Source organism: Tidjanibacter massiliensis (assembly GCF_900104605.1).
Classification (GTDB): Bacteria; Bacteroidota; Bacteroidia; order Bacteroidales; family Rikenellaceae; genus Tidjanibacter; species Tidjanibacter inops.
In genome coordinates this window covers 634,823-661,538 of record NZ_LT629960.1, presented here as the reverse complement: position 1 = coordinate 661,538, position 26,716 = coordinate 634,823, and the positions used below count along the sequence as shown (strand labels likewise).

Here is a 26,716-nt window from a genome sequence, read left to right as displayed (position 1 = left end):
ATACATCATGGCACTGGTAATCATTCTCATCATACTCGGCATATTTCTGCTCGGCGTGGAGGTATTCCTGCTCCCGGGCATTACGGTCGCAGGCATAGGCGCACTCATCTCCTGCGGGTTCGGCATCTATGAAGCGTTCGTGAAATACGGCAATGCCGGGGGATTCATTGCGCTGGCGGCCGTACTCGTATTGTCGGTCATCATGCTGGCAATGGGGCTGCGAGCAAAGACATGGAAGCGGCTTGCCCTGCACAACAACATAGACGGAGCCTCGCAGCCGTCGCCCGAGAAGGAGCATATCGCGGCTGGCGACCGGGGAACGACCGTCACACGGCTCGCCCCCGGCGGCAAAGTGATGCTGAACGGCAAGACTTACGAAGCCAAATCCATCGACGTCTACATCGACCCGCACAGGGAAGTGGAGGTCATCGGTTTCGACAACTTCACCGTCGTGGTAAAACCCCTCTCACGTTCCGCAGAAGAGGAGGCATAACGGAACGGTCGTTCCCGAACATCGACACGAACGGACAAAGACAAACCCAAATACCAAACAATGCTTATGGAAAATATCGGACTCATCATCGCGGTTGCCGTAGTTGTCATCGTACTACTTTGGCTGCTTTTCTATTTCGTCCCCGTCGGACTGTGGTTCAAGGCACTGCTGTCGGGTGTAAGGATATCGCTTCTGCAGCTTATACTGATGCGCTGGCGCAAGGTTCCCGCTACGCTGATAGTCAATGAGATGATAACCGGAACGAAAGCAGGGCTCCATCTGAACCCGAATGAACTCGAGGCGCATTATCTGGCGAAAGGCAATGTACCGAACGTCATCCAGGCACTCGTATCCGCACAGAAAGCCAACATCAATCTCGATTTCAAGATGGCATCCGCCATCGACCTGGCCGGCCGGAACGTATTCGAAGCGGTCCAGATGTCGGTCAATCCGAAAGTCATCAATACTCCGCCCGTGTCGGCCGTCGCCAAGAACGGTATCCAACTCATCGCCAAGGCGAGGGTTACGGTTCGTGCCAACATCAAGCAGCTTGTCGGAGGGGCGGGCGAGGAGACGGTGCTCGCCCGCGTCGGAGAGGGAATCGTCTCTTCGATAGGCTCCGCCGAATCGCATACGGTCGTACTCGAAAATCCCGATTACATCTCCCGCGTAGTGCTCGAAAAAGGCCTGGATGCGGGAACGGCATTCGAGATTCTCTCCATCGACATAGCGGATATCGACGTAGGGAAGAACATCGGCGCCGAACTTCAGATTGACCAGGCCAATGCAGACAAGAACATCGCACAGGCCAAAGCGGAGGAGAAACGCGCCATGGCAGTAGCGCATGAGCAGGAGAACAAGGCCAAAGCACAGGAAGCGCGGGCCAAAGTAATACTCGCCGAAGCGGAAATACCGCTTGCGATAGCCGAAGCGTTCCGGAGCGGGAACCTCGGCATCATGGACTATTACAGACTCCAGAACGTACAGGCCGATACGCAGATGCGCGAAAGCATAGCAAAGCCCGAGAAAAAATAGCAAATGCCATCCCGTTCGACAAGGGAATACCGCTGCGGCACGGTATTCCCTTGTCGTTACCCGTTCCTTGTCTTCCGGCCCGACCGTTCCGATGAAGGCTGAAGAGACCGATAACTGCCGCCTTTTCAGCGTTTTTGCAGCCGGACATGTTTCTGCTCTCCTCCCTGCAGTTTCCACTTAAAACTCAAAAGGATTATGGAGAGAGTAATCGTTTACAATGTCAGCCAGTATTCCGTGCTATCCGGAATTGACAGGCATCGCTCACACTCGGTATCGTATTTCTGGCCATCGGTCTCGTATTGATACCTGGCTCGGCCCTCACAGCGGCCGATACCGTCCTTTATGCCGTCCATAGGAATCGGTTACGGAAATTTCTCGTCTAACCGCAGATTGCAACAAGTCTTCGCCGGACAGTCTGTATCAAGCCGGCCGCCGCGGCATTCAGAACAACTTTCCCTGTATTTTCCGCAGACTCTCTGCGGTACGTTCTCGAATGGTATCCTCCGGCCGCGGATATCCCAGCATCATGGGAGAGTGAATATCGTGCATGCCGTACCTCTTCGCCGCCGCTGCCGCACCGCCCCTTACAGCGTAACAATACGTGCAACCGTGCGGGCAGCTTCCGTACATCCCGATATCGATACTCTCCGCACAGTTGCATACGCCGCGCTGGCCGCCATCTTTCCGGGCGGAGAGCGGATACCCCGTCAGCCGCTCCGCCAATTCCCTGTCTATACAACAACCGCTTCGGATGCCGAAACGCCGCAAATCCACTTTGGATGTACAGGTTTCGAGTAAGATGCCGTACTTCGCAGCCGTATCCCCGAAAGCAGCGGCCAGACGTTCCGTATCCTCCGGAGACGGAGCCCCTGCCCCAGCCTCATCCATGACCTTGCGAATATGGCGATAAAAGTCGAGGAATCCTATCATACACTTCTCGGTATATCCCTTCAATCCGGCGGCCAGCGCGGCGAAAGCCCCCGTATGGAACCGAATATCGTAAGCACCTCCCAGCAGTACCGGGTCGTAACGCCATATCACACGTTCCGGGCCTATCCGTTCCGCCAACCGCCGGAAAGTACCGAGCCTCGCTTCCAATGCCGGCAGGTTACGTTCCATATCCCGGCCGTATGGATTCAGCGTGAACTGGAAATAATACCGGTAATCTCTCAGCCGCTCCAATCCGTCCAGCATGGGAGCGGGATTCTTCGTCCAGAAAACGATGCAGTCCACCGTATCGGGAGTAAGGCCGACCCGGCTTACCGTACGCGGATTGAATGGATTGGGTACGAGTACGTACCCCTCCTTCAACCTGTTATAGAACCACGGCGCATAAAACGCCGGAATATCCGTTCTCCTGCTCGCACTTACTATCATGGTGCACAATGAACGTAAAAGGGCGTTGTCGAATTGTCCCTGCACCAGCTTTCCTGCAAACAGGGCCGTCCGGACAAAATCGTACCGGTCATGCGGGAAGCATTATCGAAAACCGGCTGCCCTTACCTATCTCGCTTTCGACGCTAATCGTTCCGCCGTGCGCCTCCACAAACTCCTTGGAGATGGCCAGGCCGAGACCGCTGCCCTGCACCTTTGTCCCGGGTACCCGGAAGTAACGCTCGAAAATGCTCTTGTGGTAGCGCGGGTCGATGCCGCGTCCGAAATCCTGAACGTATATTTCTACGGCCTTGTCGTGCTGCACGGCTCCCACGATGATGCGCGAACGTTCGGGCGAATGATGTATCGCATTGGAGAGCAGATTCGTAATGACCCATGCTATCTTCTCGCTGTCCACGAAAATCTTGGAAATCTTCTCCGGATAATCCACTTCCACGAAACAGCAGAACCTTTCGGCCAGTACCCGTGTGGATTTTATTGCGTAATCAATCAGTTCGATAGGCTTCGTAATCTTGGGATGCAGCTTCAGTTTGCCCGTTTCTATCTGCGTCATGTTGAGCAGTTCGCCCGTTATCTCCAGAAGCCGGTCGCTGCTGTCTTTGATGCTCTCCACCAGCTGCTTCTGTTCCCCGTTCAACGTACCGAGACGGTCGTCGTTCAACAGTTGCAGGCTCATCATGATGGATGATATGGGCGTTTTCATCTCGTGCGACACGGTGGATATGAAGTTGGTTTTCGCCGAGTCGAGTTCCTTATATCGTGTAATATTGTTCAGAATAATCAAATTGCCTATGAATTCACATTCCGTTTTTCCGATAGGCGTGATATAGAGCGGCACGTTCTCCATCTGGAAATAACTTTCCTTATTGTCGGCATAGATTTTCAACGGCTCCCTGCTCTCGGGCTTCGCATCGCCGTAAAGTTCCCGGACGAGCCTGCGCAGCAAGTCGTTGGAAAGGGCGACATCGGTCGCGTTGCGTCCGACCACATCGTCCGTCAGATTGAGTACGGAGAGCGCCTCCCGGTTCATGAACAGGATGGTACGGTCGGGACCGAGCCCGACGATGGGTTCGTGCAACGAATTCACGATGGCCTCGATACGCTTCTTGGCCATCATCAAATCGTCCAGCGAGCTGCGCCGGTATTCGTCGAGCCGGGCCGCCATGTCGTTGAACGATTCAGCAACGGACTCGAATTCCCTATTGCCCGAAAAGTCGAGCCGCTGGTCGTAATTATGGTTGGCTATCTCCGTTATTCCTTTCTTCAATTCGTCTATCGGCCTCACGATTACCTTGGGAAACCACACGAGGAACACTCCGGCAATAACCGCACACAAGGCGGCAATCACTATCAGCCACCACATCACTTGGTCGGCCCGTTCCTCCACGCCCGCACTCTTTGCACGGATGGCCGCCATGTTGACCTCCATGATGCGCAGCAGGTCTTCGCGCACGAGTTGCAGTTCCTGTTCCGTGACGGAGTCGCTCAACGCCGCCACATGCCTTTCGAGGGAAGAGGTAATCTCCTTCTCATTGATTTCCGTAATATTCCGCTGCTGCATGGCGAGACTCTGCCGCAGGTCGTGCCGCGAAACGGAATCCTCCCCGATGTCGTTGAGCGAACGGAGCATGTCGGCCGCATACTCCAGCGACGCGTAATTGTCGGCAAGTATGGTTTTCGTAGCCTGCGAAAGCTGCCGGACATAACTGGTGGACAGCACGCCGAGCAACAGTATCATGGCGAACAGAACGCCGATTCCCAATGTAAGCCTCTTCTGTATCTTCATAGCCTACGATAAGATTAAAAGGTCTATATTCATGCGGGAAAGCCTTCCCGTCAGTTTCCAGAATCCGAGTATCCCTTTTACGGGTGAAAATTCGGGACGCGCGATGCAGACGAAACTCACCTTCTGTTCGCGGCATACCTCAAGAATGGTTTCCACCGGTCGGTTGGAATGTATCCTGCGTATCTCGCCGCCGAGTTCCGATGCAAGATTCAGGTTGTTTATCAGATACCGCTGATTGGCGAGCGGTATCCGGTCCGCCGTCTCGCGGTCACTCTGTATGTAGAGTACGGAGAAGGGCGCATTGATGTGGGTCGCCATACGGGCAGTCTTGCGTATCACCCGCCGGGAGCGTTTCTCGGACGAGTCGATGACGGCCAGCAACCGGTCGCGGTGCGGTTTGTCACCCGCCGTGATTTCATTCTCCACCTTCTTCTCTACCCGCATGGCCACCTCCTTGAGAGCCAGTTCGCGCAGTTGCAGGATGTTATCCTGCGTAAAGAAATTATTGAGCGCGGCATTTATCTTGTCGGGTTTGTATATCTTACCGGCTTTCAGCCGATTGATAAGCTCCTCGGCGGTCAGGTCGATATTCACCACTTCATCCGCCATGGCCAGTACGCTGTCGGGAATACGCTCCCGTATCTCTACGCCCGTAATTTCCTGCACGGATTCGTTCAGTCCCTCGATGTGCTGGATATTCACCGCCGAGATAACGCTGATACCCGCTTCGAGTATCTGCATCACATCCTGCCACCGTTTCGGATTGCCGCTCCCCTCGATGTTGGTGTGCGCCAGTTCGTCCACGATGACGATTTCGGGATGGAGATTGATGATGGCCTGCGTATCCATTTCCTCCAGCTCCTTCCCCTTGTAAAACAGTTTGCGTAAAGGCACGACCGGAAGCCCTTCGAGAAGAGCTTCCGTATCGGGCCTGCCGTGCGTCTCGATGTATCCGATTCGCACGTCCACACCGGCTTCAAGCAGTTGATGGGCCTCCTGGAGCATACGGTATGTCTTGCCCACACCGGCACTCATACCAATGTAAATCTTGAATTTTCCCCGGTGCGAACGCCGTATGAGTTCCAGAAAACGCTGTACACTGTCTTGTTTATCCATCTCCGTTACATCCTCAGGGATATGCCTCCCACAAAATTAACATCTTCCAGGGCAGGATTCCAACTGAGCGAGGTAAAAAGTCCCAACTGGAGCGAACCGGCCACCGTCCAGCTTTTTCCAGCATTCAGGAAAACATTCTGGACGTAAAAGTCCCTGTCGATACCATAGGTGCCGTAAGCGTTCCAGGGAACGATGCCGATGCCGGCCTTCATATCAACCCCCTTGACAGCAAACGGATAGGAGAGCTCCACGTAAGTCGCATAGGCGCGGTTACCTTTGGAGTTCACGTCCGCTGCGCCGAACAGTACCGTATTCCATGCAAGCGTAAGAGGGACTTTTTGCGAAATGCACCAGCTTACTCCAAGTTCCACCCGATGGGGCGAATCGGCACCGAAATGGAAATAGCGACGGCCGATAGTGTTTCGGTCTGCCGCACTCCCCTCCCAATAGAGGTCGGCCAACGAAACGGTCACGGGACCGAGTGCATAGGCGAGCGTGAGGTCCATCTCCTTGTAACTCGTCGAAGCGAAATCCACCGAGCCCCATGCAGTCGCCGAGAAGTTGCCTGCCGACAGCACCAGTGTCGGCTGGATGCTGGGCCCCGCTTCCCAAACACCGCGCCAGATATATCCGCTCACTACATCGGCACCTCCACCGAAACGTACTCCGCGTTCGTTCTCCTGAGCACACACGTCTATGGAGAAGAGTACTACGAATACGGCCACCATGGCCCATATCCACCTTTTCATTACCTTATTTACTTTCATAGCTTTCAAAAATCCATTTATCGTTTTCTGTTTCATTTTCCATCCGTAGCCGTCCGCTTTCCGCAGGAAGGCAGCATAACCGACGGACCGTCCGTCCCCCTCAGCGGAAATTCCTCCGCTGTACGGACGGCCGCCGGCATCTGCCTGCCGCATATGCGGCGACTAACGGAAAAACATTGTTCAAAGGTCGCTTCCTGATTCATTTATGTTCGAGCGTAACGTTGGGCTGCAACTTTTCGAGGGCAATATTGAGTCTGAGCACATTCACTTTCTCGGTACCGAACAGGCCCAGCCACGGACGCTGCGTCAGCGAATCAACCAGACTGCGTACGACCCCCTCGTCCAGTCCGCGGGCCTGTGCCACACGGCGAACTTGTACCTCCGCGCCTCGGGGCGATATGTCCGGGTCAAGTCCCGAACCGCTCGCCGTAACCATCTCGGAGGGTACCTCCTCCCGCGAAAGGTAGGGATGCGCGGCGAGGAAATCCTCCACACGCTGCTCCACCTCGGCCAGATATTCTTCGTTCGTCGTACCCTTGTTGCTGCCGCCCGAACCGGAACCGTTGTAATCCACGGCCGAAGGACGCCCCCAGAAGTAGCGCACGTCGGTGAACTGCTGTCCCACGTTGGCCGCACCGACCACCCGTCCGTCGAAAGTCACCGTCGGGGCTTCGCCGTCGTTAGGCGACGCCACAGCCGCCGTCAGGCGCAGTATCAGGACGTAACCGACCGTCAGCAGGACACACATCGCAAGGGTTATCTTTATGGAAATCCACAAATTTTTCATCTCTTATCCCAATTTAAAAAAATACACTTACTATCATGTCAATCAGCTTGATGCCGATGAACGGGGCTATCAGACCGCCGAGACCGTAGATGAACAGGTTCCGACGCAGCAGAGCCGAAGCACCGATGGGCTTGTAGGCCACACCGCGAAGTGCCAGCGGAATGAGCAGCGGAATGATGACGGCATTGAAGATGATAGCCGACAGGATTGCGCTTTCGGGCGAATGCAGGTGCATGATGTTGAGAGCCTGCAACGAAGGAATGGAAGCTATGAACAGCGCGGGCACGATGGCGAAATACTTCGCGACGTCGTTGGCGATGGAGAACGTGGTCAGCGTCCCGCGTGTCATAAGCAACTGTTTGCCGATTTCGACAATCTCTATCAGTTTGGTCGGGTCGTTGTCGAGGTCCACCATGTTGCCCGCCTCTTTGGCCGCCTGCGTACCGCTGTTCATCGCAACGCCCACATCGGCCTGTGCGAGAGCCGGAGCATCGTTCGTACCGTCGCCCATCATGGCCACCAGTTTGCCCCCGCGCTGCTCGCGCCGGATGTATTCGAGTTTGTCTTCCGGTTTGGCCTCGGCGATAAAATCGTCCACCCCGGCCTTTTCGGCTATATACTTCGCAGTAAGAGGATTGTCCCCCGTGACCATCACCGTTTTCACACCCATCTTGCGCAGACGTTCGAAACGTTCGCGAATACCGGTCTTGATGATGTCCTGCAATTCGATGACTCCCATGACACGGTCGTTCTCGCAGACGACGAGCGGTGTACCGCCGTTTTCGGAAATCCGGCATACGGTACGGTCGATTGCTTCCGGATACTCGTTGCCTGCCTCGGTCACGATACGACGGATGGTTTCCGATGCACCCTTACGGATACGAACGCCGTCCGGCATGTCCACTCCGGAACATTTAGTTTCGGCCGTAAAATTCACCATACGGACTCCGACCAGCTGCATCGGGTCAATCCGAACACCGTTATCGGCACCGAGTTCCACAATCGACTTGCCTTCGGGCGTCTGGTCGGCTATCGATGAAAGCACGCACAAGCGGACGAATTCCCCTGCATCAATTCCGTCGGCCGGGTAGAATCCGGTCGCCTTGCGGTTTCCTATCGTAATCGTCCCCGTTTTGTCGAGCAGCAGCGTATCGATGTCGCCGGCCGTTTCGACCGCCTTACCCGATTTGGTAATGACATTGGCACGCAGCGCACGGTCCATTCCCGCAATGCCGATGGAAGAGAGCAACCCGCCGATGGTAGTCGGTATGAGGCAGACGAACAGCGATATGAAAGCGGCCACCGTGATGTTGGCACCCACGTAATCCGCGAACGGTTTCAGCGTAGCGCAAACGATGATAAATACGATGGTAAAGCCGGCCAGCAGGATGGTGAGCGCGATTTCGTTCGGCGTCTTCTGACGCGAGGAACCTTCCACGAGGGCTATCATCCGGTCGAGGAAACTTTCCCCGGGGCGTGCCGTCACCTTTACCAGTATCCGGTCCGACAGCACCTTCGTACCGCCGGTCACGGAACTCTTGTCGCCCCCGGCCTCGCGTATCACCGGTGCGGACTCGCCCGTAATGGCGCTTTCGTCTATGGAGGCCAGTCCTTCGATGATTTCTCCATCGGCAGCGACCGTATCTCCGGCTACGCATTCAAAGACATCGCCCTGTTTCAACTCCGAGCTGCTGACGATACGGACCTGACCGTCGGCGGCGACGAGTTTGGCCGGCGTTTCCTCACGCGTCTTGCGGAGCGAATCGGCCTGCGCCTTGCCGCGTGCCTCGGCTATCGCTTCGGCGAAATTGGCGAAAAGTACCGTAAGAAACAGAACGACGAAGACAACGAAATTGTAGGCGAACGACCCCTGCGACCGGTCGCCGGTCACAGCTATGTACACGAGCAGGAGCAGCATGACGAAAGTCACCACCTCCACCGTGAACATGATGGGGCTCTTTATCATCTTCCGCGGGTCGAGCTTCACAAAAGAGGCGTGCAAGCTCTGGCGTAAAAGGGATTTGTCGAACAGTGAAATATTTCTGTTGCGTTTCATATTCGGTTGCTATTTAAAAAGTCAGATAATCGGCTATTGGCCCAAGTGCGAGTGCAGGGAAGAACGACAGGGCTGCCACGATGATGATGACGGCGAAGGTCATGACCGAGAAGGTCGCCGTATCGGTCTTGAGCGTACCTGCGCTTTCGGGAACGAACTTCTTGCCGGCCAGCAGCCCGGCTATCGCCACCTGTCCTACAATCGGGAAATAACGACCCATAATCAGGACAATGCCGGTCGTGATGTTCCAGAAAGGCGTATTGTCCGAAAGGCCTTCGAAACCGGAACCGTTGTTGGCGGCCGAAGAGGTATACTCGTACAGCATTTCGCTCAATCCGTGGAACGACGGGTTGTTCAGCCAACTCGATGCCAATTCCGGATTTCTGGCGGCAAGCCACGACGCGAGGCCCGTACCGACGAGAATGAGGAACGGATGCATCAATACGACCATGGTGGCGATTTTCATTTCGCGGGCCTCCACTTTCTTGCCGAGGAACTCCGGCGTACGCCCTACCATGAGGCCGCTGATGAATACGGCGATGATAAGGAAGGCATAGTAGTTCATGAAACCGACGCCTACGCCACCAAACCAGCAGTTTATCTGCATGTTCAGCATCTGGAGCATCCCGCTGAGAGGCGTTTGCGAATCGTGCATGGAATTGACCGAACCGTTCGAAGTGACGGTTGTGGTCATACCCCACATAGCCGAAGCGGCCGAACCGATTCTTATCTCCTTGCCCTCCATGGAACCGAGGTCCTGTGCGATACCCATTTCGTCTATCTGCGGACTTCCCGCCATCTCCTGCCATACGGATATGACGATGCCGCACGTATAGGCCGCCAGCATGACCGTGAAGATGCACGCGGCCAACTTACGGCGTTTCAGGTAGAAGCCCAGCGCGAACACCATCGCCATCGGGATGATAAGGATAGACCAGCATTCGAGCATGTTGGTGAAGGCATTCGGGTTCTCCAGCGGGTGCGAAGAGTTCACGCCGAAATAACCGCCGCCGTTCGTACCGAGCTGCTTGATGGGGACGATGGCTGCCGTCGGTCCCTGCGAAATCTCCTGCGTGGCGCCTTCCAGCGTTGTAAGCGTCTGCTTGCCGTCGAAGGACATGGGCGTACCGTTTATCACGAGCAGGATACCCACCAGCAGCGACAGAGGCATCAGGATACGGGTGACGCTGCGGGTCAGGTATACCCAGAAGTTCCCTATCGACTTGGTCGTCTTGGCTGCCATACCCTTGAATATCCCGGCCAAAGCTGCCATACCACAGGCGGCCGTGATGAACTGGAACAGCATGATGACGAACAGTTGGGTAAAGTAGCTCAGACCGGTTTCCCCGCTGTAATGTTGGAGGTTGCAGTTGACCATGAACGATATGCACGTATTGAACGCCTGGTCGGGTGTCTGGCCCGGATTGCCGTCCGGATTCAGCGGCAGCCATCCCTGACACACGAGCAGCACCATACCCCATATGAACCAGAACAGGTTCACGGTCAACAGCGCTTTCAGGAACTGCTTCCAGTTCATCTCGCGTTCCGGGTCGATGCCGCAGACCTTATAGATAAAACGTTCTACGGGGGCCATGAAGTCCATGATGTTCTTCTCCCCCTTGTACACCTTCGCAATGTGGCGTCCCAGCGGATAGCAGAGCACTACCAGGCACACCCATTGCAGTATGACGCCTAAAATCTCCGTATTCATTTATTTCTTCATTTTTGTGAGTAGACTATCAGAATTCTTCGGGTTTGACGAGTACGTACATCATGTACACGAACCCGACGACGCTCAGTATGAACAATGTGGTAAACATCTCTCAATCATATTTTTTCAAACCAATCCACACATTTGTAGAAAAACAGGTAGCACAACAGGCCGAGTGCGACCAAAAGCAAAAACATTACGAATCCATTCATCTCATTTCATTTTCCTTTTCGAGTTAGACAATTGTTTCACAAAGCCTGAAAATATGCGGCATATCATATACAGTATGATACACGACAATACGATTACAAATACAACATCCATTCATGTACCGTCCTTAACTTCCGACGCTTCCCCCTTAACCAAGCGGATGCCAAAAAGCTCCAATACAAGATAATTAAATGATTATAAACCACTTGTAACCAATCAAACAAATACGAAAAAGAGAGGGAGTCTATCAAAATGATAGGCTCCCTCTCTCAATTTGAAAGGACACGGCCGTTCCTGCAGCTCAGGATTTCAGGCCCCAACTCTCCAGTTTACGGTACAACGTCGCCACGCCTATACCGAGCAGGCGGGCCGCTTCGCTCTTGTTGCCGCCCGTATACTCCAGTATCTTCACGATGTGGTTCCGTTCCACGTCCTCAAGCGTCATGGAACCGTCTGCGGCCACTCCCGCATCGTTACGGAATTCGGGCGGAAGCGTTCCCACAGAGAGCACATTGCTGTCGGCCATTATCATACTGCGCTCCACGGCATTGCGCAGTTCGCGCACGTTACCCCGCCACGTATGGTTCTCCATGGCTTCGATATATCCCTTGTCGATATTTTCGATGCGTTTCCCCATCTTGGCCGAGAAAAGACCGGCAAAATAGCGGACATAATCGGCGATATCGCCCCGTCTTTGGTTGAGCGACGGGAGCTGTATCCGGAAAACGGAGAGGCGGAAAAAGAGGTCTTCCCGAAAGTTACCGGCTTTTATCTCCTTTTCCAGGTCTCGGTTAGTCGCTGCGATAATACGCAGGTCGGCCTTGGTGGGACGTGTCTCTCCTATCTTGATAAACTCACCGTTTTCGAGTACCCGAAGCAGTTTGGTCTGCAGTTCCAGCGGCATTTCGCCTATTTCATCGAGGAAAAGAGTCCCTCCGTCGGCCTCCTCCACAAGTCCTTTCTTGTCTTTGGTAGCCCCTGTGAAACTCCCCGCCCGGTGGCCGAACAGTTCGCTTTCCAGCAGCTCCTTGGAAAAGGCGGAACAGTTCACGGCAACGAACGCCTCGTGCGCCCGACGACTGGCATGGTGGATGGCCCGGGCGAACACCTCCTTTCCCGTACCCGTTTCACCGGTCAGCAGTACGGAGGTATCTGTCACCGCCACCTTCCGGGCGAGCTCTACCGCCTCCCGAAGTGCCGCCGAAGAGCCGATAACCCGGTCGAAGGAGTTCTCCTCGGAAAGTTTGTCCTCGAAACGGGCGAGTCGCCGCTGCATCTGGGCCTTTTCGGAGGCACGGCTGAGCAACGGCAGTATCTTGTTATTGTCGTCACCTTTGGTAATGTAATCAAAAGCTCCGTTCTTAATGGCCTGCACACCGTCTGGAATGTTGCCGTATGCGGTCATCAGGATAACTTCCACCGCAGGTGCCGCCTCCTTGATTCTGCTCACGAGCTCCACGCCGCTGCCGTCCGGCAATTTGACATCGCAGAGCACCACATCCGGCTCGTGCTGCCGGAGCATCTTCATTCCCGAAGCGCAGTCCGCCGCCTCCGCGACTTCATATCCTTCGAGTCCGATAATACGCGAGAGTAGTCTGCGCAGTTGCATTTCGTCGTCTATGATAAGCACCTTTGCCATACGATACTTCATTCTTCCCCTGTTTCAATCCGCCGCTGCCTGGAAACATGCCGGACGGTTTCCGTCCGCCTTTACCAATCCGGGAACAAAACGGCAGGCTTTATGCATACGGGATACAAAAATAGGGCAAAAAATAATGTCAGTCTCCATGCGCTAAATCGAACGTTCAAAAAAAGAGATTGATTAACTTGCACTGAAATTCGACCGATACCATGAAAAAGAGAGAATTGAGCGAATCGGAACGGCATGTCATCATAAACAAGGGAACGGAGATGCCGTTCAGCGGCAAATACTGGAACAACCGGCAGCCCGGTACATACGTCTGCCGTCAATGCGGAACTCCGCTCTACCGGTCGGCAGACAAGTTCGATGCCGGATGCGGCTGGCCAAGTTTCGACGACGCGATACCGGGCGCGGTCATCCGCCGGCCCGATGCCGACGGCATCCGTACCGAAATCGTCTGTGCGGCCTGCGGAGGCCATCTCGGCCACGTCTTTACCGGCGAAAGATTCACCCCGAAGAACACCCGCCACTGCGTCAATTCCATATCGTTGGAATTCATTCCGGAGACACGGTCCGAAGCCACAAACGGCTACGAAACGGCTGTTTTCGCCGGAGGGTGTTTCTGGGGTGTGGAATACTACATGCAAAAGGCACCCGGCGTTATCTCCGTTGAATCGGGCTATACGGGCGGCAGCGTCCCGGCACCTTCTTACGAAGAGGTATGCAGCGACCGCACGGGCCATGCTGAAGCGGTACGGGTCACCTTCGACCCGACGCAGACCACTTACGAAGCGCTCGCCCGCCTCTTTTTTGAGATACATGACCCGGAACAGGTCAATCGGCAGGGCCCGGACATCGGCAGGCAGTACCGCTCGGAAATCTTCTATAACAGCGAGGCACAGCACCGAACCGCGGAAAGGCTTATCGACGAGCTGGTGGCGAAAGGCTATGACATAGCCACCCGCCTTTCGCCCGCCGGTCCCTTCTGGAAAGCGGAAGATTACCACCAGAATTACTACGAACGGAAAGGGACGACACCCTACTGTCACAGATATACCCGCCGGTTCTGAAACCGATACATGATATCTCCGGCCTCTTTTCCGATAAAGGTGCGACAGAGAGGCCGGTCAGTCGTCGGCCCTGTCCCGTTCAGGGTATTCGGCCCGATTTCCGCCTGTAAAAATTGTTCGATACCCTGCTGGGAGTTATCTTTGCAGCCGATTTCGGCAATTCATTATGACAGGTCAGGCGAACGGCAGTACGACGGGAGGGGCACCCGTCATCTCCGGCAATACGGAATGGAACGGGATACCCATGCCCAAACGATTATGGGCCATACTGGCCGTTACATTCGGCGTATCGCTCTCCGTCCTCGACGGAGCCATCGCCAACGTGGCGCTCCCGACGATAGGCAGCCTGCTGAACATTTCGCCGGCAAACTCCATCTGGATAGTAAACGCCTACCAGTTGGCTATCGTGGTATCGCTCCTCTCTTTCTCGGCTCTCGGCGACGTCATCGGCTACCGGAAAATATACATCGGCGGACTGCTGCTCTTCACCATTGCTTCGGCCGGGTGTGCGCTCTCCGACTCACTCGCCACGCTCGTGGCGGCACGGGTATGCCAGGGATTCGGTGCCGCAGCGGTCACCAGCGTGAATACCACACTCATACGCATCATCTATCCGCGCAACCACCTGGGTCGTGGCATGGGGCTTAATGCCACGGTCGTGGCGGTCTCTTCCGTCGCGGGCCCGACGATAGCGGCGGGAATACTCGCCGTTGCCCCCTGGCAATGGCTCTTCGCAATCAATATTCCCATCGGCATTACGGCCTTCTTCCTGAGCCGACGTTTCCTGCCCGACAATCCTGTAAAAGTGGCCGGACGGCGGTTCGACTGGCGCGACGGCGCGATGAACGCCCTGACTTTCGGTCTGCTCATCGCTTCGATAGAAGGATATGCACACGGGATAGACCCGCGCTACATCACCACGGGCATCATTCTCCTGCTCATCGTCGGAACGCTCTTCGTGCGCAGTCAGTTACACAAGCCCTACCCCATCCTTCCGTTCGACCTGCTGAAGATACCGATATTTTCGGTTTCGGTACTCACCTCCATCTGTTCGTTCATTGCCCAAATGTCGGCCATGGTGGCCCTGCCGTTCTATCTCCAGCATACGTTCGGATACAGTGCCGTCACCACAGGTCTCGTCATGACGGCCTGGCCGGCCGTCATCGTGGTCGTAGCACCGCTCGCAGGCATACTCGTCGAACGCGTACATGCAGGATTGCTGGGAGGCATCGGACTCTCCGTCATGACCTGCGGGCTCTTTCTGCTCGCCTGGCTTCCGCCCCAGCCCCGCGAAATAGATATCATCTGGCGCCTCGTCCTCTGCGGGCTCGGATTCGGGCTCTTCCAGTCGCCGAACAACAGCATCATGGTAGGCTCGGCACCGCCTCACCGAAGCGGAAGTGCAAGCGGCATGCTCGCTACGGCGAGACTGTTGGGACAGACTACCGGAGCCGCACTCGTGGCCCTGCTCTTCCACATCACCTCGACCGACAGCATTCACACTGCACTCATTCTCGCGGGCGGTTTCGCCGCCGCCGGTGCGGTCATCAGTTTCACCCGGCTCTCGCTTCCCATGCCCCGGGAACTGCGCCCGGCCAAAAAACGTTGACGGATTTTAAGGATGCGTACCTACTCCAGATACCACCCACCCGGTCAAAAAAGCGGTTTCCGGCACGTAAAAAAATTTTCTGTCTGAAAAACAAGCCGCCAAGCGGCAACAAAAAGCACAGGCACGGGAAACGATTCCGTGCCTGCGCAGCATTTACCGACCGTACCCGCTTTTTCAGGGCATTACGTACCGGGCCCATGCCGTAGCGTACCAAGCCTCCCGCGTTACGGGCAGCCACTCCCGCGGAATGTAGGAGGAGATGCCGCACACATCGTCCGCAGGGAAAAAACCGCCCGAAAGACCGGTTCCCAACGCAGAGTATATCTGCGGAGTATGGCTTTCCGCCACGATGGCGTTCGCCAAAGCCGTCTCGAACTCAGCATAGGCACTCTTCGCCGCACCGTTTCCGGTAATGTTCTTCAGATAATCTTTCAGGTCGAAAAAAGCGTGTTCGGGCTCCAATACTTCGAGGTACTGTATCTCGCCGAAATCGGGCTCTTCCACCCCGGCCGCGAATATCCGTTTCACGGCATCGGCCACACCCTGCAGGCCGGCGGTCGCGACGACCGTAAATGCAGCCGAAGGATAACTCTCTTCCCTGTAATACTCCACAATTGCAGAAGCCGCCGAAGCGAGCCTGCGGTCGATGGGATAATCACGGCTGAAGAGCAACGGCAGCACCTTGTGATAAGGTATCCCCTTGCCCATTATCTCCGCCGGCGAAGCCAGAATGTAACGGGCATTGTCCTTCAAGTCGTACAGCAACTCGATGGAAGACATGAAACAGACGTCGAATATCACATAATCGAACTTTATCTCCGAGAGTCCCTCCGCCAAATCCCCGGCGGACATATACTCTTCCCCGTCGGGACCATAGGCCCTGGTCAGCGCATTGTCAGGCCGCCGCAGGTCGTGTTCGATATAGGGTTCGCCCGACATGGGCTGCCGCAGATTGTTGAGTTCGGGCGGGAACCACCCCGTTCCGTGGCCGTGCAGCGAAATGCCGTACACTTCGGCCGGCGCATAATACTGTACGTCCTGCAGAACGGCCTTCATGACGGCGGGGTCGGTCGAATCCTGCTCGCCATACTGCTTCAATACCCGTTCGATTACCTCCCCGTTCTCCTTTACGATTTCCGTCAGCACCGTCTTACTTTCGCCCGTATAGTTCGTCAGTCCGTCCCAATAGACCAACACCCGCGTATCGGCCGGAAGCCCCGCACGGACCGCTTCCATCGCCATGTTGACATTCCCTCTGATGTAACGCCACAAATTGTTGTTCGTCACTGCGTAAATGAGAAATGTATGGCTGCCTTCGGTCGGCTCGCAGCCCGGTCCGCCGGGACACACCGGTCCCTTCGTGCAGCCGACGAATGCCGCTGCCGTCGCAACGACGAGAAACGTTCTCCTTATCCTGTCAAAAACACTCATACCGCACCTTTTATTTATCATATCCGCCTATCGGATAGTCATTTATTTTCCACCGGCGTTCTTTCTGCGGAGCATCTTCCGGATTGCCCCAGTAAACCCGGCTGTAATCGAAATAATATCCCTTGCTCAACTGCCGCCCGTTCTCGTTCGCAACCGTAATATACTCCGTGGTACGCGAAACGACCAATCGTTTGGCTACGGAGAGTCCCAGCGTCCCCAACACGTCGCTGGCATGCGAAAACCGCAGCACATGCATGGGCGACTTCTCCGTCAACCCCGTCCCCGAAGCGCTTATCGCAGCGAGCACCTTGTTCAGCCGGTCGTAGTTTATCCGTTCATTCAGCGTGTCCCCGACGGCCCCGTAGGCATAGGCGAGGAAATTGAGGTTCGTGGGGCTGAACGGATCCGACCGCATCACCTCCTCCGCGTAACGGATGATGTCGCGCATGTTTTCCTCGGAGGGGTCGCCGTGCGCCTTCTCGAAAGCCATCAATACCTTATCTTCCGCCGGTATGGGAGCCAACGGATGATAATCGTCCGAAAAGGCATATCCGTAGTAAAGGTAATAATAATCCTTTTCCGTCAGCGTCGTATCGCCCGAATTATACCGCAGCATCAAAGCCGAATAGTAATAGGGCGACTCGTTGTTGATGGTCTGTTCGAATATGTCGTCGTTGTCGGGAGCGACCTGTCCCGACAGCGCAGGGGCTGCCAGCACGGCCGCCAACAAAATAACGAATAATTTACGCATATATCAATAACGTTCAACGGGCGGTATTTATTGGCCCGCTTTCTCTGTCTCCGTCCGAAACGTCCAGGTCAGCCCCCGTCGTCAGAGACCGGCTTCCGAAGCGAGAAGGCGTATCCTGTCGGAAAGTTCCGGCGACGACGCCACCAGAGGCAGGCGCAGGTTGTTTGCAATCAATCCTTTGATACTCAAGGCGGCTTTTATACCCGTCGGATTGCCTTCGGCGAAAAGGCTCTTCTCAAGCTCCGCGATGTCGCTCCACAACCTGTGCGAGCGCTTCGCATCCTGTGCCATCGCCGCCCCCACCATCTCCGCCATATAGGCCGGATAGGCATTGGCCACGACGGAGATAAGCCCGTCGCCCCCCTTTTCAATCAAGGGTACGGCCAACGCATCGTCTCCCGACAATACATGGAAACCGTCCGGCCTGCCGGCTATCAGCTCGTCGACCTGCTCCATGTCGCCGCTCGCCTCCTTGACGGCGATAATGTTGCCGGTCTCTTCGGCAAGTTTCAACGTAGTCTGCGGTTGCATGTTGACTCCTGTCCGGCTCGGTACGTTATACAAAATGACCGGTACCGGAGAGGCATCCGCGACCGCTCGGAAATGTTCGTACAGCCCACGCTGCGAAGGACGGTTGTAAAACGGCGTCACACTGAGTATCGCGTCCACCCCTGCGAGGTCGAAATCATGCAGAGCGGCCACGACGGCAGCCGTATCGTTGCCTCCTATCCCCGCAACCAACGACAGACGACCGGCACTGCGGCTTTTGATACGTTCGAGAACGGCCTTGCGCTCGGCCGTAGAGAGAGTCGGGGTTTCGGCTGTAGTACCGAGAGCCACCAGATAGTCCACACCGCCGGCTGTCACATAGTCCACCAATGCGTCCAAAGCCGGAAAATCAATCGCTCCGTTATCCTGAAACGGGGTAACCAAAGCAACCCCGAGTCCCGAAGGAAAAGGTTTCATACGTTCATCTTATAAAATTCCATCCGCCGGCAAACTGCCGATACACCGACAAGGCAAAAGAAACCGACATCTTTCCGCCATTTTCTAACGGATGCTCATCTGCCCGACAGGAAGTCCTTCCCGTTCGTCAGGCAAATATAGATATTTTTTTCTTATCCTACCGAAAATATATAGACAAAAAGTAAAAATAAATAAATTAAAACACCCATAAAATAAGGATAGGGCAAAAATTAAAACAGTGATTGTTGGCCCGTTCCGTCCGTATCCGGAACAATACCATCGGTGGGTTCCCCATTTGCCATAGGTCTCTCTGCGGCCGTCTTCTCCACCCCTTCTTCCACCATGCGCTCGAAATCCTCTTCGGAAATTATCCGTACACCGAGCTTCGTGGCCTTGGCCAGTTTCGCAGGCCCCATGTTGTCGCCCGCCAGCAGATAATCCGCATTTTTCGAGACGGCCGCGAGGTTGCGCCCGCCGTGCGACTCTATCAGCGCTTTCAGCTCATCCCGGCTGTGACGGCGGAACGTGCCGGAAATAACGATATGCAACCCTGCCAGCGAATCGGAGAGCCGCTGCTCTTCGTCGGCTGCGAATTGCACGCCGGCGGCCCGCAGCCGCTCGACGATACGTAGATTCACCGGGTCGGCGAAATACTCCCGAATACTGCCGGCAATCTTGTCGCCCACCTCTTCGGCCTGAGCGAGCTCCTCCTGCGAGGCGGCCATGACGGCATCGAGGCTCCTGAAATGCGCCGCAAGGTTGCGGGCCGTCGTCTCGCCGACAAACCGTATGCCCAATGCGTAGAGCACACGTGCAAACGGAACTTCGCGCGAACGGAGAAGGCTTTCCATAATGTTGGCCGCAGACTTCTCGCCCAACCGGGGCAACACCGCCACCTGTTCCGGCTTCAGGTCATACAGGTCGGCCACATCCCGAACCATCCCTTCCGAATAGAAAAGTGCGGCGGTCTCCTCGCCTATTCCCTCGATATCCATCGCCTTGCGGGAGATGAAATGTACGATACGTCCGACTATCTGGGGAGGACAGCCGCTGCTGTTGGGACAGTACCAGGCCGCTTCGCCTTCGTACCTTACGAGCTCCGCTCCGCACTGCGGACAGTGTGTGACGAACTCGAAAGGTTTGCTGTCCGGTCTTCGCATCGCCTCCTCGACACCGGTTATCTTGGGGATGATTTCCCCCCCTTTCTCCACATAGACCATATCGTCGAGGCGCACATCGAGCAGCGCTATCTGGTCGGCATTGTGAAGGGACGCCCGTTTCACCGTCGTACCGGCAAGCTGTACCGGCTCGAGGTTTGCCACCGGCGTGACAGCCCCCGTACGCCCTACCGAAAACTCGACCGACACCAAACGGGTGAGTGCCTGCTCAGCCTTGAACTTGTAGGCTACGGCCCATCGGGGTGCCTTGGCTGTAGAGCCGAGACGACGCTGCAGGTCGTAACGGTCGACCTTGACTACCGCACCGTCCGTATCGTACGGCAGGTTCGGCCGCAGTCGGTCGGCATCGTCTATGAAACCGATAATCTCCTCCCAGGTACGGCACAGCCGCATGTGGTCCGAAATACGGAATCCCCACTCCCGAGCCTTGTTCAAATTCTCCCAATGCGATTCATAAGGCAATCCTTCGCCTGCCATGGCATACAGGAAACACTCCAAACGCCGCGATGCAACCACCGAGGAGTTCTGCAGTTTCAGCGTCCCGGCCGCCGCATTGCGCGGATTGGCGAAAGGCTGCTCCCCTATCTCCTCCTTCTCCCGGTTCAGGGCGGCAAACACCGCACGGGGCATATATATCTCCCCCCGCATCTCGAAATACCGGGGCCAGTCGTCTCCGGAGAGTACCAGCGGAATACTGCGTATGGTACGCACGTTGGCCGTCACATCGTCACCCATCGTACCGTCGCCGCGCGTCACGGCACGGACCAGCCTGCCCTCCTCGTAAGTGAGTGAAATAGCCGTACCGTCGAATTTGAGTTCGCAGGCGAACTCCGTATCGCCCGTCTCCTTCGTCACCCGGTCGTAAAATTCACGGAGCTCTTCCAGCGAATAGGTGTTCGCCAGCGACATCATCGGATAACGGTGCCGGACGGCCTCGAAACGGTTCGTCATATCACTGCCCACCCGCTGGGTGGGCGAATTGACATCGTAATACTCCGGATATCGTTGCTCCAGTTCCTGCAGTTCGCGCAGCATCTCGTCGAACTGTCTGTCGCTCACGGCCGGAGTATTCTCCACATAATATAATCTGTTGTACTCATTAAGCTTTTCGCGCAGCTCCTCTATCCTCTCTTTCGGGGCCATAGATACACTATTTCGTCTATTCTTTTCCAATATCCGCTACGGACACGATAAAGGTACGGATTTTGTCGTTCCTATCAGCACAAACCTGCTGAAAATCGTTGTCTGAAGGCCCTGCAAGGCACAAAACGTTTTTTCGCTGAAAAAACTCCGATTTGGTACTTGTCTTGCAAATTTTGCTTATACTTGCAAAAATTTTTTTCAGACTATGCCAAACGTAAAGACAAATAAGAAACGTGTAGTTGTCAAACTGCAGAACATGCCCGAAGAGCTGCAGGAAGAGGTGAGGAAACAGTACCCTTACGGTTTTACCGACCACATGATGCGCATAGACAAAGGACCGGGCGATTTCTTCTATGCCGTCGTATTCGAGACGGAAGATACGAATTACCTCGTCAAGATAGACGTCAATGTGGACGGACAGATAGAGGACGACGACGATAAGGAGTATTATAACGACGAAATAAAAGGTGCGGATGAACTCGCCGACAGACCGGACGACGAATCCGACGAGGAGGACGAATAGAGGGTTCGCAGCTTTGCGGAGGGACGGCCCCGTAACCTCCTGACAGACAAACCGACAAACAAAAGGACAAGATTATGGCAGAGAATCACAAACATTACGACAACGGGGAGATAACGGTGCATTGGAAACCGGAGCTTTGCTGGCACGCCGCCGAATGCGTAAGCCATCTTCCGAAGGTTTTCAACGCGAAGAAACGTCCGTGGGTGGATGTACGGGGCGCCTCTACCGACGAAATCATCCGGGTGGTGGAGATGTGCCCGAGCGGAGCCTTGTCGTGGTCGAAGACGGAACCGAAAGGATAATCCGTTCACAAACCGCTCCAAAAGAGAAGGCAGACCGTTATGGTCTGCCTTCTCTTTTGGCCGCTGCGGTATCCGTCAAGGCCTTTCCCATTCGAGAATATTGTACAGGTCGTAATTCTCCGGGTCCGGCACATACCGGCGCGCCGCCTCGTAATCCGCCGGCCCCACATACGACAGGAGATTGTCAATCACATACCTGCACCGGTCGGATTCGATATCCACCGTCCGGGGCGGAATCTTGCCCGTCACCGGGTCCTGAATATCCCGGAGATAGAGGTGTCCGATACGTCCCGTCCGGTCCGCACAAACCATACATCCCGTCTTCCCTTCCGAGAAGAGTTTGTAAACCCCCACCCCGAGCGTGGAACAGTACTCGAGGTCATAGGCTACCGGCGTCTGGCATCGCATCTCATAACCGAGTTCCACCGGCCGCGGACGCACCTTCAGGTTAATTTTCGCCAGTTTGTCGTCTATCAGCGTACAGAACACATGCGCTTTCGACACCTTCCACAACTCCGGATGGCCATGGTCGTCGTAGGAGAAACATACGCCGGCAGCAGCTATCTCTTCGGGTTTGAGTTCATGAAACACCCCTTCGGATATCATTGCCGCACCGTAATTCATCCCCATCAGACGGCGTTTCACCATCGACGAAACGACCAGCCGCAGAATCTTGTCCACCGTGATTTCCGTCCGGTTGAACATCTCCGGTATCACTATCATGGGGTAATGGGCGGCCGTCCCTATTCCGAAGGCAAGATGCCCGGCCGAACGTCCCATCGCCGTAATGACGAACCAGTTGCTGCTGGTACATGCATCGGCATACACCGTGCGGGCGATAACGCTCCCCTTGTCCTTGGCCGACTCGTATCCGAAAGTCGGCATTCCATCGGGCAAAGGCAGGTCGTTATCTATGGTTTTCGGCACATGGATATTGGCGATGGGATAGTGCTTTTCTTCGAGAAATTTCGCTATCCGATTGGCTGTCGAAGCCGTATCGTCGCCGCCGATGGTCACGAGCAGCCGGACGTTGTTATCGACGAAAAAACCGAGGTTGAACCGTTCGGCAAAGTCCTCGTCGCTGGGCCTGTAACGGCTCATGTGGAGGTACGACCCGCCGCGGGCGAAAATCTCGTCGGCCAGGCCGTAGTCTATGTCCAGCATTTTGGGCTCTCTGGAAAAGAGCCCTTTGTAACCGTCGTGAAGCCCTATCACACGGTATCCGTGTCCCAGAAAGGTCTTCGCAACGCTGCTGATAACGGTATTCATGCCCGGTGCCGGGCCACCCCCGGCAAGTATGGCTATAGCATTTTTCATTGCACTGCTTATCTTTTACAAGTTCGTTCCATATAGCTCCCCCTCCGTTCCCGGCCTTCCCTGCGCGGAGACCGTTCCGAAAGATGCGGATTCAAAGCTTCGACAGGAATTTGGCCCGGTCCACGATATAACGCACATGGGTTCCTTCGCCTATCAGCGCCTCCCCGTCGAAAGCGGCTACCCGGAAGGTGAGCCTGCGTCCCTCCGTCTCCACGAGTTCCGCCTCCGCGGCGATGACGGCCCCGACGGCCGACGGCCTGACGTGCGTCGTCTCCATGCTGGCGCCGACTGTCGTGCTCCCTTCGGGAAGGTCGGCAGCGACGGCATGCATCGCGGCATGCTCCATCAGCGCGACCATAGCGGGCGTAGCGAAGACCTCCATGTCGCCGGACCCCATCGCCAATGCCGTATTGTCGGCCCCGACCGTCGTCCGGGCAACGTATTTCAATCCCTTCTCCGGCATGGTCTACTTCCTCCCTGCCTTAATCCTTTCGGCCACAGCATCGGCCAAAGGCTCGAATTTCGCAAGGTTGGCGGGCGTCGCCGTACCGGTCACCTCCACCGGCTCGCACATCAACTCCCAACCGCTCGCTTCGGCGAATTTCCGGAGCGAACGCACGCCGCCGCCCCCGAAACTGCAGCTCCCGAAAATGGCCAGTTCCCGGTTCTTGAGTCCGTAGTGCAGCATGGAGTTGCAGAGCAGCTCCATGAGCGGGAACATATCGGCATTATAGGCGCAGCTGCCGAGCATGACGTAACGGCAGCGCCAAATCTCGCTGATGAGATAGGAGAGGTGCGTCTTCGACACGTCATAAACCTTGACGCCCGTAACGCCCCGTTCGGCCATCCTGTCGGCAATGTGGTTGGCCATGTGGGCCGTGTTGTTGTACATGGAGGCATAAATGATAACGGCTTCCTCGTCAGCCTCGCAACGGCTCCACTTGTCGTAAAGCCCGATGACTTCGCCGGCCTGACGCGACCATACCGGCCCGTGCAGCGAACAAAGCGTTTTTACATCGAGGGACGACAGTTTGGCGAGCGCCTTCTGTACCATGCCTCCGTATTTGCCGACGATATTGGAGTAATAACGCCTCATCTCCTCCCGGTATTCGGCCAGGTCGGTCAGCGCATCGGTCATGGCGCCGTCCGTAGCTCCGAAAGTACCGAACGCATCGGCCGAAAAGAGTATTTTCTCGGTCGATTCATAGGTCATCATGGTCTCCGGCCAATGTACCCATGGCGTCATGTAAAAATGGAGCGTATGCTTGCCCAATGACAGCGAATCGCCGTCTTTCACCTCCATGAACCGGTCGCCGAGGTCGCCCGTATAACCGAGCAGTATCTTACGTGTCATGGCATTGCCTATGAGCTTCACGGAGGGATAACGCTTCAGCACCGTGCCTATCTCGCCCGAATGGTCAGGTTCCATATGATTCACCACCAGATAGTCGAGCTCCCGCTCTCCGAGTATCTCCTCAATCCGGTCGAGATACGCACCCTCGCTGCCGAATTCCACCGTGTCGAGCAGCGCACACTTGTCATCGCGTATGAGATAGGAGTTGTACGACACCCCATAGGGAATGGGCCAGATATTTTCGAACAGGGCCGTCCGCCTGTCGTTGACGCCTATCAGATAGACGCCCTCGGCGATACTAACATTTGTTTGCATACGTTATTTGTTTTAAGTAGATATAACATCGGCACAAACTGTTTACCTTTGCAAAGATAAGGCTTTTCGATGAGACCGAAATACATATTTGCACTTATACTTGCCGCGTTGGCTGCAGGGGAAACGTTGCAGGCACAGCAGCCCAATCCCTACCGTTTCCGCGGCGGGAGGTACAACGGTTTCGAAATCGAACAGGGCGACACCATCATCAGTGTGGCGGTAGACCCGCTCTATGTATTCGCCCCGCCGAAAAACATGAAACAGTACGAACGTCTTGTCCGGAACGTCAAGAAGGTCTATCCCTATGCCATCGAGGCGAGACAGTATATGCGGACGCTGGAAACGGAGCTCGACAAGATAAAATCGCCGCGCGAAAGGGAGAAATTCATCGCCTCGATGGAGAAGGAAATCGTGGTGAAATACACCCCGATTCTCGAAAAGATGACCTATACGCAGGGCAAGATACTGATTAAACTGATTGACCGGGAGACCAGTCGCACGCCGTACCAACTGCTCCGCGATTTCCGGGGACGGTTCACGGCGGGTTTCTACAACGCTATCGCCAAGATATTCAAAGCCGACCTGAAGCAGCATTACGACCCTTCCCAGGGCGGGGAGGATGCCATGATAGAGCAGATTATCACCCTGATAGATGCAGGGTTGCTGTAAAGGCACCGCTTTGTCGGCGCACCGAAAACGCAGGGAAGCATCGGGGGTACGTTCGATGAACGTACCCCCGATGCTTCCCTGCCGGAATACGACCGGCGACCGTCATGAGCCGCCCTGTTTTCGAGCAGCCTTTTTCTCCCGTCTGCGCCGCAGACCGTTGACGATACCTGAGGTCATGCCCGTATAGAGCCCTTTTCCCATATAACGCACGACACTCTGCACGCTGTCCAGCACACTGAATCCATAACAGATGACATCGCGCCACGAAAAAGCCTCCAATGCCGCTTCATAGTCATCCTTCACACTCTCCTCCATTTCGCGTATCGCACGGTTCACCCTTCTTTTCGCCGCCTGCAAATCCTTCACCGACCCCAGACGGGCCAACTGCCTGTCCTCAATCCTCTTCATCGTCACCCTCCGTATCGTTAGAATTGTTCTCGAAAAACATCCTGCTGAACGTCCTCACCATACCTCCGGTAAAGAGCCTGTCCCGAAGCAGATAAAAGAGCAACGCCGCAATCAGATAGAAACCGCCTACAATGACGAATGCCCAGATAAGTGACCCTATCCAGAGGGCTACGGCAGCGACGAGCGCACCCGTGAGCGTCAGCATAGCCAACAGCAACATCAGCAAGAATGCCGTCAGGGATATGGCTCTGCTGCAAAATGCGGAGAGGTTATCCACCATATTGAGTTTAAACCTCTTGATGCGCAGGTCGATGTAGTATTTGATATCCTGAAAAAGTTCTTCCATTGTCACCGTGTGTTACGCTTACACTATTCCTCCTTATTTTCGCAGTCGCAAAGCTCGGCCCGAACACCGGCGATTTCATTGTTCACGAACTCGCGGGCCTGCGATACGCCGTGCTTGACCTGCTTTACACCGCGGCTCACGGCATCTTTCGCTTTGGCCGTAGTACGCTCCACGAACTCACCCGCCTGTTCCATCTCCTCGCCCACATATTCGCGTATCTGTTTACGGGTTTTTTTACCGCTCTGGGGCGCATAGAGAAGCGCCGCCACCCCGCCGGCGATAGCGCCGATGAGGAATGCTGCCACATGAGAACCTTTCATAGTTTTATTTTTTATT

Annotated in this window: 25 protein-coding genes; 7 read left to right on the top strand and 18 right to left on the bottom strand. The window is 55.4% G+C overall.

Annotation, left to right across the window (positions count from 1 at the left end; all coding sequences use genetic code 11):
- Positions 1–7: 7 nt before the first annotated feature.
- A complete protein-coding gene (locus BQ5361_RS03820; protein WP_022063520.1) occupies positions 8–493 on the top strand; it encodes an NfeD family protein in 486 nt (161 codons plus the stop codon).
- Between the two features lie 66 nt (positions 494–559).
- Positions 560–1,528: a flotillin-like protein FloA gene (gene floA, locus BQ5361_RS03815; RefSeq protein ID WP_022063519.1), complete on the top strand. Its 969-nt coding sequence runs from the start codon at positions 560–562 to the stop codon at positions 1,526–1,528.
- Positions 1,529–1,969: 441 nt separating this feature from the next.
- On the opposite strand, the gene BQ5361_RS03810 is transcribed toward floA, so the two are convergent.
- The 8 genes from BQ5361_RS03810 to BQ5361_RS03770 form a co-directional block, all read right to left on the bottom strand.
- Positions 1,970–2,905, bottom strand: coding sequence for a DUF1848 domain-containing protein (locus tag BQ5361_RS03810; protein WP_035473230.1), 936 nt, complete (start codon positions 2,903–2,905; stop codon positions 1,970–1,972).
- 88 nt (positions 2,906–2,993) lie between these two features.
- On the bottom strand, positions 2,994–4,709 hold the full coding sequence (locus BQ5361_RS03805; protein WP_035473228.1) for a sensor histidine kinase: 1,716 nt from the start codon (positions 4,707–4,709) through the stop codon (positions 2,994–2,996).
- 3 nt (positions 4,710–4,712) lie between these two features.
- Complete coding sequence (locus tag BQ5361_RS03800; RefSeq protein ID WP_022063516.1) at positions 4,713–5,825, bottom strand: sensor protein KdpD; 1,113 nt, start codon at positions 5,823–5,825, stop codon at positions 4,713–4,715.
- A 5-nt stretch (positions 5,826–5,830) separates the two neighbouring features.
- Complete coding sequence (locus BQ5361_RS03795; RefSeq protein WP_022063515.1) at positions 5,831–6,574, bottom strand: hypothetical protein; 744 nt, start codon at positions 6,572–6,574, stop codon at positions 5,831–5,833.
- A 217-nt stretch (positions 6,575–6,791) separates the two neighbouring features.
- The gene (locus BQ5361_RS03790) at positions 6,792–7,379 is read right to left on the bottom strand and encodes a K(+)-transporting ATPase subunit C (RefSeq protein WP_074021965.1); all 588 of its coding nucleotides are present in this window, start codon (positions 7,377–7,379) and stop codon (positions 6,792–6,794) included.
- Positions 7,380–7,392: 13 nt separating this feature from the next.
- Positions 7,393–9,435: a potassium-transporting ATPase subunit KdpB gene (kdpB, locus tag BQ5361_RS03785; RefSeq protein ID WP_035473226.1), complete on the bottom strand. Its 2,043-nt coding sequence runs from the start codon at positions 9,433–9,435 to the stop codon at positions 7,393–7,395.
- 13 nt (positions 9,436–9,448) lie between these two features.
- Positions 9,449–11,146 (bottom strand): potassium-transporting ATPase subunit KdpA, encoded by a 1,698-nt coding sequence (gene kdpA, locus BQ5361_RS03780; RefSeq protein ID WP_035473224.1) that lies wholly within the window; start codon positions 11,144–11,146, stop codon positions 9,449–9,451.
- 511 nt (positions 11,147–11,657) lie between these two features.
- Positions 11,658–12,995, bottom strand: a complete 1,338-nt coding sequence (locus BQ5361_RS03770; RefSeq protein ID WP_035473220.1) for a sigma-54-dependent transcriptional regulator — start codon at positions 12,993–12,995, stop codon at positions 11,658–11,660.
- Positions 12,996–13,207: 212 nt separating this feature from the next.
- Here BQ5361_RS03770 and BQ5361_RS03765 point away from each other — a divergent pair, with 212 nt between their 5' ends.
- Both BQ5361_RS03765 and BQ5361_RS03760 read left to right on the top strand, forming a co-directional pair.
- Positions 13,208–14,068: a bifunctional methionine sulfoxide reductase B/A protein gene (locus BQ5361_RS03765; protein ID WP_035473218.1), complete on the top strand. Its 861-nt coding sequence runs from the start codon at positions 13,208–13,210 to the stop codon at positions 14,066–14,068.
- Between the two features lie 244 nt (positions 14,069–14,312).
- Positions 14,313–15,677, top strand: coding sequence for an MFS transporter (locus BQ5361_RS03760; protein ID WP_035473353.1), 1,365 nt, complete (start codon positions 14,313–14,315; stop codon positions 15,675–15,677).
- A 174-nt stretch (positions 15,678–15,851) separates the two neighbouring features.
- Here the strand turns inward: BQ5361_RS03760 and BQ5361_RS03755 are convergent, their stop codons facing one another.
- From BQ5361_RS03755 to ligA, 4 genes are all read right to left on the bottom strand, one after another.
- Positions 15,852–17,108 carry a clostripain-related cysteine peptidase gene (locus BQ5361_RS03755; protein WP_035473217.1) on the bottom strand — a complete coding sequence of 419 codons (1,257 nt, stop codon included), beginning with the start codon at positions 17,106–17,108 and terminating at the stop codon, positions 15,852–15,854.
- A 10-nt stretch (positions 17,109–17,118) separates the two neighbouring features.
- The gene (locus BQ5361_RS03750) at positions 17,119–17,859 is read right to left on the bottom strand and encodes a DUF4919 domain-containing protein (RefSeq protein WP_035473215.1); all 741 of its coding nucleotides are present in this window, start codon (positions 17,857–17,859) and stop codon (positions 17,119–17,121) included.
- 81 nt (positions 17,860–17,940) lie between these two features.
- Complete coding sequence (gene dapA, locus BQ5361_RS03745; protein ID WP_035473212.1) at positions 17,941–18,825, bottom strand: 4-hydroxy-tetrahydrodipicolinate synthase; 885 nt, start codon at positions 18,823–18,825, stop codon at positions 17,941–17,943.
- 230 nt (positions 18,826–19,055) lie between these two features.
- A complete protein-coding gene (gene ligA, locus BQ5361_RS03740) occupies positions 19,056–21,146 on the bottom strand; it encodes an NAD-dependent DNA ligase LigA (protein WP_035473210.1) in 2,091 nt (696 codons plus the stop codon).
- 205 nt (positions 21,147–21,351) lie between these two features.
- On the opposite strand from ligA, the gene BQ5361_RS03735 reads away from it, so the two are divergent.
- Positions 21,352–21,669, top strand: a complete 318-nt coding sequence (locus BQ5361_RS03735; protein ID WP_022062823.1) for a hypothetical protein — start codon at positions 21,352–21,354, stop codon at positions 21,667–21,669.
- Between the two features lie 74 nt (positions 21,670–21,743).
- Positions 21,744–21,971, top strand: coding sequence for a (4Fe-4S)-binding protein (locus tag BQ5361_RS03730; protein ID WP_022062822.1), 228 nt, complete (start codon positions 21,744–21,746; stop codon positions 21,969–21,971).
- 75 nt (positions 21,972–22,046) lie between these two features.
- On the opposite strand, the gene BQ5361_RS03725 is transcribed toward BQ5361_RS03730, so the two are convergent.
- The 3 genes from BQ5361_RS03725 to BQ5361_RS03715 all read right to left on the bottom strand — a co-directional run bounded on the left by BQ5361_RS03725 (position 22,047) and on the right by BQ5361_RS03715 (position 24,957).
- Positions 22,047–23,288, bottom strand: coding sequence for a 6-phosphofructokinase (locus BQ5361_RS03725; protein ID WP_022062821.1), 1,242 nt, complete (start codon positions 23,286–23,288; stop codon positions 22,047–22,049).
- A 91-nt stretch (positions 23,289–23,379) separates the two neighbouring features.
- Positions 23,380–23,751, bottom strand: a complete 372-nt coding sequence (locus BQ5361_RS03720; protein WP_035473207.1) for a thioesterase family protein — start codon at positions 23,749–23,751, stop codon at positions 23,380–23,382.
- A 3-nt stretch (positions 23,752–23,754) separates the two neighbouring features.
- Positions 23,755–24,957 (bottom strand): FprA family A-type flavoprotein, encoded by a 1,203-nt coding sequence (locus BQ5361_RS03715; RefSeq protein WP_022062819.1) that lies wholly within the window; start codon positions 24,955–24,957, stop codon positions 23,755–23,757.
- Between the two features lie 69 nt (positions 24,958–25,026).
- Between BQ5361_RS03715 and BQ5361_RS03710 the strand changes: the two genes are divergently transcribed.
- A complete protein-coding gene (locus tag BQ5361_RS03710) occupies positions 25,027–25,626 on the top strand; it encodes a DUF4294 domain-containing protein (protein ID WP_022062818.1) in 600 nt (199 codons plus the stop codon).
- Between the two features lie 102 nt (positions 25,627–25,728).
- Here BQ5361_RS03710 and BQ5361_RS03705 read toward each other — a convergent pair whose 3' ends face one another.
- Genes BQ5361_RS03705 through BQ5361_RS03695 form a run of 3 tightly spaced genes read right to left on the bottom strand, consistent with a single transcriptional unit; the run spans position 25,729 to position 26,700 of the window.
- Positions 25,729–26,034 carry a hypothetical protein gene (locus BQ5361_RS03705; RefSeq protein ID WP_035473205.1) on the bottom strand — a complete coding sequence of 102 codons (306 nt, stop codon included), beginning with the start codon at positions 26,032–26,034 and terminating at the stop codon, positions 25,729–25,731.
- Positions 26,021–26,380: a phage holin family protein gene (locus tag BQ5361_RS03700; RefSeq protein ID WP_022062816.1), complete on the bottom strand. Its 360-nt coding sequence runs from the start codon at positions 26,378–26,380 to the stop codon at positions 26,021–26,023. The genes BQ5361_RS03705 and BQ5361_RS03700 overlap by 14 nt, the downstream gene beginning before the upstream one ends.
- Before the next feature lie 23 nt (positions 26,381–26,403).
- Positions 26,404–26,700: a YtxH domain-containing protein gene (locus tag BQ5361_RS03695; protein ID WP_052131052.1), complete on the bottom strand. Its 297-nt coding sequence runs from the start codon at positions 26,698–26,700 to the stop codon at positions 26,404–26,406.
- Positions 26,701–26,716: the final 16 nt, after the last annotated feature.